Source organism: Spirillospora sp. CA-142024 (assembly GCF_050942325.1).
Taxonomy (GTDB): domain Bacteria; phylum Actinomycetota; class Actinomycetes; order Streptosporangiales; family Streptosporangiaceae; genus Spirillospora.
In genome coordinates this window covers 9,122,052-9,134,313 of sequence record NZ_CP192077.1, presented here as the reverse complement: position 1 = coordinate 9,134,313, position 12,262 = coordinate 9,122,052, and the positions used below count along the sequence as shown (strand labels likewise).

Genomic DNA, 12,262 nt, shown 5'->3' with positions numbered 1-12,262 from the left:
GGCCCGCCCCGGCTCACCAGGGCGGGCCGCCCTGCGTCGCGGCCCACACCCACACGTAGATGATGAATCCGGTCGTCGCCAGCCCCAGCAGCATCTCCCAGTTGAGCAGCTGCGCGCTTCGTCCACCCCTGCGGGCCATGCCGTCCCCCGTTCGCCCGACATCAACGTCGATTCGACATGTAGCCGGACGTTCTCCCCCTAATCCCTCCGGGGGGCAAACACGGTCACCCGAGGTAGTTCTCGAAGCCTTTCTCCAGGGATTCGGCCATGCGCTGCCGGAACGCGGCGCTCTCCATCTTGGCCGCGTCACCCGGGTTCTGCATGTTGCCGCACTCGATGAACGCGGCCGGCACCGTGGACATGTTCAGCCCGCCCAGGTCACTGCGCGTGTCCAGGCCGTCCTTCCCCACGTAGGTGGCGTACGGGATGCCCGTCCCCGACCGGTACGCGTTACGGATCGCGACGCCCAGCCGGCCGGACGCGGTGACGATCCCGGCGTTCTTCCCCACGGGCTTCGGGACGATCACATGGAAGCCGTGCCCGGACGGCGCCGCGCCGTCGCCGTGAATCGACAGCGCCGCGTCGGCGTGCAGCCGGTTCCCGATCGCCGCCCGCTCCGTGACGCACGGCCCCACCCCGGTGTCGTTCTTCCGCGTCAGCGTGACCTTGGCGCCCGCGGCCCGCAGCAGCTTCGCCAGCCGGTTGGACACATCCCAGGTGAAGGCGTGCTCGCTGTAACCGTCCGGGGTGCTCGTGCCGGTCGTGTTGCACGGCTTGTGACCGTTCCCGATGAAGACCTGCTTGTTGATCTCGTCCGGATGGGACGCGTTACCGCCGTTGTGGCCGGGATCGACCACGATCACCTTGCCGCTCAGCGCCGCCCCCGGGGAACTCGCGCCCTGCGTGACCGGCGGCGGATTACGGCTGGTGGTCGTCGAACCGCCATCGGACGAACCGTCACAGGCGGCCAGCAAGCCCAGGCAGCACACCAATCCGGCGGCCACCAAACCCCCTGGAAACACCCCCACAGGCCCGCCTCCCCCAGACGACGCCCTCACCCCTAACAGTCTGCACACCCCCTCACACCGCTAAACGAGCCCGTCAGGCGCGGAGGTGGGGGAGGTGGCGGTCGAGGCGGTGGGGGAGCCACCAGTTGGCCTCTCCCATCAGGACCATCAGCGCGGGGACGAGGACGAGGCGCACGATCGTCGCGTCGAGGATGACGCTGATCGCCAGACCCAGGGCGAGCATCTTGACGACGACCGTGGGCGTCGCGGTGAAGGCCAGGAACACCACGGTCATGATCAGGGCGGCGCTGGAGATGACGCGGCCGGTGATGGAGAGCCCCGTGCCGACGGCCCGGGTGTTGTCGTGGGACGACTTCCAGGCCGCCGAGATGCGGGAGAGCAGGAAGATCTCGTAGTCCATGGACAGGCCGAAGACGATGGCGAACATCATCATCGGCACGTAGGACTCGATCGGGACGGGTTCGGGCAGGCCCAGCAGCTCGTCCCCCCAGCCCCACTGGAAGACCGCGACGAGCGCGCCGTAGGACGCGCCCGTCGTGAGCAGGTTGAGGGCGACGGCCTTGAGCGGGATCAGCAGGCTCCGGAACACGACCATCAGCAGCAGGAACGCGGCGACGAGCACGATCCCGATGATGATCGGCAGCCGTTCCTTGACGGTGTCGCGGAAGTCGAGCTGGCTCGCGGTGCTGCCGGTGACGTACCCCTTCGCGCCGGTGCCGGCGAGGGCGTCCGGCAGCGTGTGCTCGGTCAGTGTGGAGAACAGGTCGCTGGTGGCCGCGGTCTGCGGGCCGGTCGTGGGGGTGACCGTCGTGATCAGGACGTTCTTGTCCGAAGTGGCCGCGACCGGGGTGAAACTGGCGATCCCGTGCGTGTTCTGGAGGGCGTGGTCGACGTCGTCGGTGATCTGGCCGGTGGACGTGGTGGCGTTGCGGGCGTCGATCACGACGGTGAAGGTCCCGTTCGCGCCCGGCCCGAACCCCTGCCCGCTCGCGTCGGCGATCCAGTCGTAGGCCGTGCGGGTCGTGCTGCCTTTGGGGTCGGCGCCGTCGGAGACGTGGCCGAGCCGCATCGAGAACAGCGGCACGGCGATCACCACGAGCAGTCCGGCGCCCACGATCAGGAACGGCCAGGGCCGGCGCGAGATCAGCATGGCGTACCGGTGCCAGGTGTCGTGCCCGCCGGAGGTCTCGGCGACTGGACGGCGCACGTGAAGCCGGTCGATGTGGCGTCCGGTGAGCGCCAGGACCGCGGGGACCAGCGTCAGCGCCGCGGTGGCCGCAACGGCGACCGCGACGGAACCGGCGAACCCGAGCTTCCCGATGAAGGTCAGCCCGCAGGCGTACAGGCTGAGCAGCGCCACGGCCACGGTGATCGCCGCGACCAGGACGGCGTGCCCGGCGGTTCCCGTGGCCCTCGTGGCCGCCTCCCGGGGGCGGCCGCCGTCGATCAGGTCCTGCCGGAAGCGCGTGGTCAGGAACACCGCGTAGTCGATGCCGACGCCCAGCCCGATCATGATCGCCAGCGTCGGCGCCGAGGTCCCGAACGTCACGATGCCCGCGATCATGCCGACCACGCCGATGCCGACGCCGACGCCGACCAGCGCGCAGCCGACCGGCAGCAGCGCCGCCACGACGCTGCCGAAGACGATGAGCAGGATCAGCACGGCCGCGCCGATGCCGATGGATTCGCTGACGGTGTCGTCGGGAGGCGTGCGGACGACCTGGTCCAGGTCCCCGCCGTAGGCGACCTGGACGCCGTCGGCGCGGGCGGGCTCGGTGGCCTCGTCGAGCCGGTCGGTGTAGTCGTGGCCGAGCGTCTTCAGCTGCACGTCGAAGATCACGGTGATCACGGCGGTGCGTCCGTCCGTGCTGGTCACAGGATTCGACGCGCTCACGACGTGCGGCAGGGTCTTCAGATCGGCGATGGTCTCGCCGACCGCCTGCTCATGGTCGGAGACGGCGCCGGACCCGACATGCAGGACGATCTTCCCGTTCGGCTCCCCGGCGGTGGGATCCGCGCTCTGGAGCAGCTCGGCCCCGGTGTTCGACTGCGTCCCGGGCAGGGTGATCTGATCGCTGAAGGTGGCGTCCACGGCCTTCCGCCCGCCAAGCGCCGCCACGAGCAGGACGAGCCAGACCGCGATCACCCACTTCGGATGGCGCGCGCAGAACGCCCCGACGCGGGCCAGTCCCGTTCCCGAACCGACCGGCGCAGCGGAATGCACGAGACCCCCCGGAAGCGAACACAGCTACTTGCAGTAAAGCCCCCGGGTTCGCCGTCCCGTCCTGCCCAGAGGTCTTCTTGGAAGATCGCTGCACGTCCCATGACCTGCGTGAACCCTGGAGCTCCGGCTGGGCTGTCAGCGTCCGGTCGCGGTCCGGACGCGCGGTGCGCCGAGGAGCGTCGCGAGGCGGGGAGCGGTGTCGGCGCCGTCCGCGGCGAGGACGGTCCCGGCGGGATCGGTGACGACGGCGTACGGCGGCCACGGGATGCCGTTCGCGTCGTAGACGTCCGGGTCGATGACGAGCGGCAACCCGATGCCGTGGGCGGCGAGATGGGCGCGGACCTCGCCGGGCGGCCCCGCGCTCACGAGGACGACGCGCATCCGCCCCGCGGCCTCGGTGAACGCCGGGAGCATAGTGGTGCACAGACCGCACGTGGGCGAGACGAGCGCGAACAGCGTCGGACCCTCGGCCGCGGTCATCGTCTCCGGGCCGTCCGCCAGCGCGAAGCGCGTGCCCGGACGCGGACCCGGCGGACCGGAGGTCTCGGCAGGGCTCGGCCGCGCGGGCCTGAACATCCGCGGTATGGCGACGACCAGGGCGAGGGCGAGCACCGACAGGGGAGGCTGGACTGCGGAGAAGCCGGCCGGTCCGGCGACCGCGGCCGCCACCGCCAGGAGCAGCAGCAGCCCGGTCCGCGCGATCTCGGCCGCGCCGACCGGCGCCGGCCGGCGCGCCGAGCCGAAACACCCGCATTCGACGCGCATCCCGCGCCGCAGCACGGAGGCCATGGCGGCCAGGAACGCGGTGAACAGCGCCGCGGCCAGGAGGGCGCCCCAGCGGCGGGTGGCGGGCACCGCGAGCAGCGGGACCGTCCCCGTCTCGGTGGCGAGGACCAGGACCGCGGCTGGGACCGCGAGTCGGTCCGGCAGGATCCGGTAGCCGGCGACGACCGTCCCGAAGCCGCGGACGTCGCGGACCTTGCCCGCCACCGCGGCCGCAAGGACGACGATCAGCACCGGCCAGGCCGCCGCGAGCACGGTCACGGCACCTCCTGCCCGACGCCCGCCTGCCCGGCGCCGTCCGCGGGGACCAGGTCACCGTCGTCCGATGCGCGCTGGTACGCCGACGCCTGCAGCAGGTACAGGTCGGCGTACAGGCCGCCGCGCGCCAGCAGTTCGGCGTGCGTGCCGTGCTCGGCGACGCGGCCGTGGTCGAGGACGTAGATGCGGTCCGCGAAGCGGACGCTGGCGAGGCGGTGGGTGATGAGGACCACGGTGCGCCCGTCGGCGTGCCGCCGGATCCGCTCGAACAGCGCGTGCTCGGCGCGGGCGTCCAGCGCCGACGTCGGCTCGTCGAAGATCACCAGGTCGGCGTCCCGGTAGAAGCCGCGGGCGGCGGCGATCCGCTGCCACTGCCCGCCCGACAGGTCGTAGCCGCCCCGGAAGCGGCGGTCGAGGAGCGCGTCGTAGCCGTCGGACAGCCCGGCGACCACGCTGCCGGCACCGGCGGCCGCGACCGCGGCTTCGAGCCGGTCCGTCTCGGCTGGACGGCCCATCACGATGTTCTCCCGGACGGTCAGCGGCCACCGGGTGTGGTCCTGGGCGATCACCGAGATCCGCTGCCGGAGCGCCTCGCCGTCGATGCCCGCGAGGTCGGTCCCGTCCCAGTGGATCGTCCCCGAGTCCGGGTTGTACAGGCCGGCGAGCAGCTTGGCCAGCGTCGTCTTGCCGGACCCGTTCTCGCCGACCAGCGCGATGACCTCGCCCCGGGCGACGGTGACGCTCACGTCCGACAGCGCGGGCGCGTCCGCCTCCGGGTAGGTGAACGAGACGCGGTCGGCGGTGAGCCGGTGGAACCCGGCGGGCGGCGCGGCGCCGGCGGGCGGCGGGACGCGGTGCCCGGCCAGCTCGCAGAACTCCAGGTAGTCGCCGAAGTAGAGGCCGGCCTCGTACAGCCGGTTGACGCTCTGGACGAGCGCGGTGAGCGACGTCTGCCCCGCCCTGATCGCCAGGACGGCCGCCCCCGCGACCGCCAGCGGGATCACCCCGGCCGACAGCAGGCCGCCGAGCGCGCAGTACGCGGCGACGTTCGCGACGCCGGTGAGCAGGTCCCCCGCCGCCTTGGTGCGGGTCTGGTCGCGGGCGACGTCCAGCTGGACCCGCTGTTCCAGGTCGGCGACCCGGCCGTACTCGCCGAGCAGGAACCCGCGCAGCGTGAACGCCCGCACCTCGGCGGCGGGCAGCCGCTCGGCCATCAGGTCCGACAGCATGAACTTGCGCCGCCGCGCCGTCGACAGCCGGTGGAACGCCGCGTACCGGAGCCGCGCCACGCGGAGCGCGGCCCAGCCCGCCGGGACGGCCGTGACCAGCAGCAGCGGGGTCAGCGCCGGATGGAGCAGACCGAGCGCCACCGCAGGCGCGGCCACCCCGACCGCGCCCGTGGTGGCCGTGACGGTCATCTCCACCACGGTCGCCGAGTCGGGGACGCCGCTGTCGCGGGCCCGCCGCATCGCGTCGTGGAACTCGTGGTCGTCGAAGGCGGTCAGCTCGACGCGGGTGGTCAGCTCGAACAGCCGGGTCTCGGCGGCCCGCTCGACCTGCGGCTTCAGCCGGGCCTGCGCCCAGCCCGCGGCGGTCAGCAGCACGCCGCGCAGCCCCGCGGCGGCCGCGACCAGCGCGAGCGACGGCAGTGCGGCCCGCACCTTGCCCGGAGTCGGGCCGCCGGCGAACAGCGAGGCGAGCACCTCGGACGTGGCGAGCAGCCCGAACGCGGTGAACACCCCGGCCAGGACGTTACCGCCGAGGGCGACCGCGGTGTCCCGGCGGTTCGCCCGCCAGGCGAGCCGCAGCGCGGCGCCCACGAGCGCGGGCAGCTGCCGGAGCATCGTGCCGAGACCGGCGGAGATCAGGTCCGCGGCGTGGGTCTCCCAGTAGCGGGTCTCCAGGCCGGTCCGGTCGTCGGCGGGCGGGTCCGGCGGGCGGCGCCGCGCGCGCGGCGACCTCAGCCGCATCCGGACGGTCCCCGCCCGAGCGGCCTCGGCCGGGACGATCCGCACTTCATGATCACCGAGCCAAGGTAGGTCATCCGGAATCGGATGTAAATGCCTAAAGGGGGTGACAGATGAGTGGCTGGACAGTGCGCCCGAGGTCTGCTCATAATGCGTCCGGCATGATCATCCGGCGCTCGCCGAGACGGCTCCGCCGGACGGTCGATCGCGGGAAACAACGCTCACCCGGCACCGTTTCCCGGCTCATGTCCCCCCGCCGGCCGCCAACAGCGGCCCAAAGGAAGGAGCCCCACCATGTCCGTGCTCGCGATCGAGCCCCGTGACGCCGGCGTCCTCGATGTCGAAGACCTCGACGTCGAATTCGAGATGGAGCTGATGGAACTGCTCCACGGCCCCCAGGCCTGCGTGGACACCTGCAAGCGGACGGTGTGCTCGGTCTTCCCCTGCTGCCCCTCGATCGTCTGATCCGCCCTTGACGCGGCGCCGGCCCCGCGCACCGCGCCGAAAAGGCCACCGGCCCGGCCGGTGGCCTTTCTCGGTCATTGTGCAGCGCGCTGAGACCAGGGGAGAACGAATGGCGACGTCGCGTCCCGATACTTCGGGCACTCCGGTTCTCGATGTGCTGGAGCGGCTCACGGACATATCCCATGAGAATGGTAGGGAAATCGTCGTGGACGATACCTGGGTCAGCGTCCACGACCCGCGTTTCGAGACCCCCGCCCAGGGCTGGAAGCTGCACGTCTCGGCACGTCCGGGCACCCTGGCCGCGACCCTCGACCGCGTGCTCCCCGTGCTGTTCGGCACTTCCTGCGACTTCAAGGCGGCGCGCTCCGCGGACGTCCTCGGCGACCTGAACTCGGGCGACGGCGACGCGGGCGCGGTCGGGAAGGCCGTCACCGTCTACCCGGCGCAGGACGAGGTCGCCGCCCTCGGGCACGCCCTGGCCGGAGCGCTCGCCGGGATGGCCGGGCCGCGCATCGTCAGCGACCGGCGGGTCCGCCGCGACGCGCCGGTCTACTACCGGTACGCCCCGTTCCTGCCGCAGTACAAGGTGGATGAGAACGGCGATTTCGCCCTGGTCGTGGTCGGCCCGGACGGCGAGACCCTGCCCGGCGCGGCGGGCGTCGAGTACACCTGCCCGCCCTGGGCGTCCGACCCGTTCCGCCGCCCGTCTCCCGGCGCCGCCGGTGGTCCCACTAGTGGGGCGGCCCAAGGCAGTCGGCTGATCGGCGGGCGCTACCGGGTCACGACCGGGGTGATGCGCGGACCGCGCGGCAGCGTCTACCGGGCCGAGGCCCCCGACGGGCGCCCGGTCGTGGTGAAGGAGGCTCGCGCCTACGTCGGCGAGCGAGCCGACGGCTTCGACCTGCGCATGTACCTTCGCAACGAGTTGCGCGTCCTGCGCGCGCTTGCCGGGGTCCAGGGCGTGCCGGAGCCGCTCGACCACTTCCGGCACGGCGAGGACGAGTACCTGGTCATGACCGACGCGGGTTCCACCGACCTCAACCGCCATGTCGCCGAGACCGGCGCGTTCACCGGCGACGGTGCGGCACCCGGACGCGACCTGGCCGTTCTCGCGTCCGGGATCCTGGAGGTCCTTGACGCGGTGCACGCGTGCGGAGTGGTCGTCCGCGACCTGTCCCCCAAGAACATCGTGCTCGGCGAGGACGGCGGCTGCACGCTCATCGACTTCGGCACCAGCAGGTACGAGGACCTGCAGATGCCCGGCTGGAGCCGCGGCTTCAGCGTCCCGGACCAGCGGACCGGGCGCCCGTCCACCCCGGCCGACGACTACTTCTCCCTCGGCGCGACGCTCTTCTACGCCGCCACCGGGATGAACCCCGTCATCGTCGACCCCGATCCGGTGCGCGGTGTGGAGCGGACGCTGCAGTGCCTCTCCCGGATCTTCCCCGGCGGGGGGACGGGCACGATCGCGCTACTGCCCCGCCTGCTCAGCCTGGACCCGGCGGAGCGGACGTCCGCCGCCGCCGAGATCAGGACCGGCCGGGCGGCGCCGCCACCGCCCAGCGCCGCGCCCCCGGTGCGCCTGACCGGTGACCTGCTGTCGGCGGCGCTCGCCCACACGACCCGCGAGGTCGTCCGGTACGCGGAACGCCTGATGGAGGGCCCGGCCGACGCCCGGCGGTCCGCGCCGCCGGTCACCAACGTCTACAGCGGCTCCGCGGGCGTGGGCATGGAGTTGCTCCAGCACCCGGAGGTCCGCGCGATGGGCGCCGACCTCGCGCGCTGGACGGCTGCGAGTCTGCCGCCCGCGAACCTTCCGCCGTCGCTGTACTTCGGCCTCACCGGAACCGCCGTCTTCCTGGCCGCTGCCCGCACCGACCCGTCCCTTGAGCCCGTCCGGCTCACCGGGGACGAGCGCGCCGACCAGGCGCACGGCCTCGCGGGCATCGGCACCGGACACCTGATCCTCGCGTCCCTCGATCCTGACGGGGACCACCTGGCGACGGCCACGAGATGCGCGCGCCGCCTGCTCGCCGGTGACGTCACCGAGCCGGAGGCCCTGCCCGAGAAGCTCCTGGCCCTCGAACCGTCCGGTACCGGGCTCGATGTCGACACCGCCTACGCGCACGGGGACGCCGGCGTCGCCGACTTCCTCCTCGCCCACCACCTGACCACGGGGGACGCCGAAACGGGCGAGGCCGCGCGGGAGCGGTTCGCCTCGGTGGCGAAGGCGGCCGAGGGCCTGGTCGGCGAACTGGCCTCCCCGTCGGGCCGGCCGATGGGCGCGTCCTGGTGCCAGGGCATGTCGGGCGTGGCGACCGCTCTGCTACACGCGGGCCTGGCCTACGACGACGCCTACCTGAACCTGGCCGCCCGGACCGCCCACGCCTGCACGCTGGTGGCACCCCGCGCCTGGGTCACCTCCCAGTGCTGCGGCCTCGCCGGCATCGGCGAGGCCCTGATCGACGTAGCCCAGGCGACGGGCGACGACGCCTACTGGCGCCACGCGGAGGAAACGGCCGAGCTGATGCTGATCCGCGCCGGCGGTCCGCACGACCGCCCGATCTTCCCGGGCAACGACCTGGACGGCCAAGCCTTCAGCTGGGGGACGGGGACCGCGGGCGTCCTGTCATTCCTGCGCCGCCTGAACGACCGCACCGCCCCCCGGCTGTGGGCCCCCTCCGTGTTCAACGGCGGGCTGCGTCGAGGATGACGGCGTAGGGCTCGGACGCGAACGTCAAGCCTTGCCGGTGGCGGGGCTGCGCTGGAGCTGCCTCCGCGACGTGATGCCGAGCTTGCCGAAGGTCTTGCGCAGGTGCCACTCGACGGTGCGCGGGCTGATGAAGAGCCGGGCCCCGATCTCGGGGTTGGTCAGGCCCTCGCGGACGAGCCGGACGATCTGTGCCTCCTGGGGGGTGAGCTCGCTGCCGGCCTCGTCGGCGCGTTTGCGGATGCGCTCGCCGGTGGCCAGCAGCTCCTGCTCGGCCCGCCGGGCGAAGGCGTTCATGCCCATGGCGGTGAACGACCCGTGGGCGATGCGCAGCTGCTCGCGGGCGGCCCGCTGGCGGCGCGCGCGGCGCAGCCATTCGCCGTAGAGGAGATGGGCCCGGGCCAGCTCACCGCCGACACCGGCGCGGCCGAGGAGCTCGATCGCGTCACGGTGGTGGCCCTCTGCCGCCGCGCCGGTGCTCATGAGGGCCTGCGAGCGCGCTTGGATGCCGAGCGCCCAGTCGGTGCCGGCCGGGAGCGTCGCCTCGGTGAGCCGTTGGAGGGCGACGGCGGCGCGCTCGGGTGTGCCGCTCCGGGCCGCCGCCTCGATGTACTCCGTCAGCGCCCAGGGCGCGTTCCCCACCTCAACCGGACGATCCTCCCCGGCCTCGGGGATGGTGGCCAGCGCCTCCTCGTAGCGGCAGAGGGCGTTGCACAGCAGGGCGGTGGCGAACGCGCTGACGCCCAGCCCGTTCCCCTCGCCCCGGCGGGCCGCCTCCGCGGCGACGCTCCGCCGCAGCGCGGCGCCCTCGTCCTCGCGGCCCCGCCAGGCGGTCAGCAGCAGGGCGGCGTAGGGCGGCACGGGGGTCCCGATCGCCTCGGAGATCGTCGTGATCTCCTCGACCAGCGCCTCCGCGGCGGCCAGATCGCCGGCGAACACGTCCACGGAGACCTGCTGGGTCAGGGCGAGCGGAAGCGAGCTGACCTGCCCGGACTCCCTGGCGAGCCCGACGTGCCGGGCGGCGGTCACCCGCCAGGCCTCGTGATCCCACAGCGCCGCGGCCGTCACCCCGGCCAGCCAGAGCCAGCGCAGCCCGTCCTCCTCGGACAGGTCCGGGCCGCGGAAGACGCGCACCGCGGACTTCAGGGCCGGCACGCCGGCGGCGTAGCCCTCGGTGATCCGCAGCGCCAGGCCGTCGAGCAGCAGGTCGGCCGGGCGCGGCTCGTCCGGCGACGGCGCGGACCGCGCGGCCTCGGCCGCCTCGACCTCCCCGTCGTCGGCCATCGCACCGGCGAAGAGCGCCGCACTGATCGCCTCCAGATACGTCTCGCGCGCCAGCGCAGGATCCTGCGGCGCGAGCCGCCGGGCCGCGTCGAGCAGGAGCCGCGGGGCCTCGCGGCCGCGGCCCACGGTGAACGCGATCTGGGCGCGCAGCAGCTCGACCTGCGCGCGCCGGCTCTGGTCGAGGGGGCCCGCCTCCGCGATCGACAGCAGCCGCAGCGCGGTGTCGGGCGACCCGGCCTGGTGCGTCGCCCGCGCGGCGGCCAGCGCGCGCTGCTGCCGCCGCACGTGGTCGGGGGTCAGTTCGGCCGCCCGCGCCAGGAACGCCGCCGCCGCGGCCACCCCGCCGCGCGACCGCGCCCGTCCGGCCGAGCGCTCCAGCTCCGCCGCGATGTCCTCGTCCGGAGCCTGCGCGCCCTGCGCCGCGTGCCAGGCGCGCCTGTCGGGATCGGTCTCCGGGTCGATGACCTCGGCCAGCACCCGGTGCGTGGCGCCGCGGTCCTCGGTCGACGCCGCCCAGTAGACGGCGGCGCGCACCAGCGGATGGTGGAACCGCACCCGGTCGCCGATCTCGACGAGCCCGGCCGAGACGGCGGGCGCGTCCGCCCCGACACCGATCCCCAGCCGGTCGGCCGCACGCCACATCAGGACCGGCTCACCGGCCGGCTCCGCCGCCGCGACCAGCAGCAGCCGGCGCGTCTCCGGCGGCAGCCCGGCCACCCGCCGGCGGTAGATCTCCTCGATCCGGCCGGCGAGGGTCCGCGCGCCCGGCACGCGGAAGCCGCCGGCGATGTCCGCCGGCGTCGTCTCCTTCGGCAGTTCCAGCAGGGCCAGCGGGTTGCCGCGGGTCTCGGCGACGAACCGGTCGAGAACCCGCTCGTCCCACCGGCCGGGGAGGGCGCTGCGGACCAGTTCCCGCGCGTCCTCGTCCGGCAGCCCTCCGACCGGCATCTCCGGCAGCCCGGTCACCTCCGGCGTGCCCTCCGCCACCCGGGTCGCGAAGACGATGGCCACCGACTCCGCGTCCAGCCTGCGGGCCGCGAACGCCAGCGCCTGCACCGACGCCTGGTCGAGCCACTGCACGTCGTCCACGAGGCAGACCAGCGGACGGTCCCGCGCCGTCTCGGCGAGCAGGCCGAGGATGGCCAGGCCGACGAGGAAGCGGTCGGGCGCGCGACCGGAACTCAGCCCGAGCGCCGCGCGCAGCGCCTCCTGCTGGGGTGCGGGGAGGGCGGGAAGCCGGTCCGACAGCGGCGTGCAGAGCCGGTGCAGCCCGGCGAAGGCCAGTTCCGTCTCCGACTGCACACCGGTGATCCGCATCGTCCGGAAGCCCCGCGCCCGCTCGGCCAGGTATTCCAGCAGGGCGGTCTTGCCCATGCCGGGCTCGCCCCGCACCACCAGCGCGCGGCTCTCCCCGCCGCGGACGGCGTCCAGCAGGCCGTCCAGCGTCGCGCACTCGTCGCGCCGGCCTCGCAACAACCGCCACCACCGCCACCCGGTAGTTAACCGACATACCCGGCGCGATGGGTGCATTCCCCCCGATCAC

General features: G+C 73.7%; 8 protein-coding genes. 2 read left to right on the top strand and 6 right to left on the bottom strand.

The window, feature by feature from the left end:
- Positions 1-13 precede the first annotated feature (13 nt).
- The 5 genes from ACQPZP_RS43290 to ACQPZP_RS43270 form a co-directional block, all read right to left on the bottom strand.
- Complete coding sequence (locus ACQPZP_RS43290; RefSeq protein WP_433475410.1) at positions 14-139, bottom strand: hypothetical protein; 126 nt, start codon at positions 137-139, stop codon at positions 14-16.
- Between the two features lie 85 nt (positions 140-224).
- Positions 225-1,004 (bottom strand): N-acetylmuramoyl-L-alanine amidase, encoded by a 780-nt coding sequence (locus tag ACQPZP_RS43285; protein ID WP_433475409.1) that lies wholly within the window; start codon positions 1,002-1,004, stop codon positions 225-227.
- 97 nt (positions 1,005-1,101) lie between these two features.
- The gene (locus ACQPZP_RS43280; RefSeq protein ID WP_433475408.1) at positions 1,102-3,252 is read right to left on the bottom strand and encodes an MMPL family transporter; all 2,151 of its coding nucleotides are present in this window, start codon (positions 3,250-3,252) and stop codon (positions 1,102-1,104) included.
- A 135-nt stretch (positions 3,253-3,387) separates the two neighbouring features.
- Positions 3,388-4,296 carry a MauE/DoxX family redox-associated membrane protein gene (locus ACQPZP_RS43275; RefSeq protein ID WP_433475407.1) on the bottom strand — a complete coding sequence of 303 codons (909 nt, stop codon included), beginning with the start codon at positions 4,294-4,296 and terminating at the stop codon, positions 3,388-3,390.
- Positions 4,293-6,308 carry an ABC transporter ATP-binding protein gene (locus ACQPZP_RS43270; protein ID WP_433475406.1) on the bottom strand — a complete coding sequence of 672 codons (2,016 nt, stop codon included), beginning with the start codon at positions 6,306-6,308 and terminating at the stop codon, positions 4,293-4,295. Before ACQPZP_RS43270 ends, ACQPZP_RS43275 begins: the two co-directional genes overlap by 4 nt.
- A gap of 246 nt (positions 6,309-6,554) precedes the next feature.
- Between ACQPZP_RS43270 and ACQPZP_RS43265 the strand changes: the two genes are divergently transcribed.
- Both ACQPZP_RS43265 and lanL read left to right on the top strand, forming a co-directional pair.
- Entirely contained in the window at positions 6,555-6,725 is a 171-nt protein-coding gene (locus tag ACQPZP_RS43265; RefSeq protein ID WP_433465319.1) for an SflA family class IV lanthipeptide, read from the top strand.
- 205 nt (positions 6,726-6,930) lie between these two features.
- Positions 6,931-9,438 (top strand): class IV lanthionine synthetase LanL, encoded by a 2,508-nt coding sequence (lanL, locus tag ACQPZP_RS43260; protein WP_433475405.1) that lies wholly within the window; start codon positions 6,931-6,933, stop codon positions 9,436-9,438.
- A 24-nt stretch (positions 9,439-9,462) separates the two neighbouring features.
- Here lanL and ACQPZP_RS43255 read toward each other — a convergent pair whose 3' ends face one another.
- A complete protein-coding gene (locus ACQPZP_RS43255) occupies positions 9,463-12,192 on the bottom strand; it encodes a helix-turn-helix transcriptional regulator (protein ID WP_433475404.1) in 2,730 nt (909 codons plus the stop codon).
- Positions 12,193-12,262 lie beyond the last annotated feature (70 nt).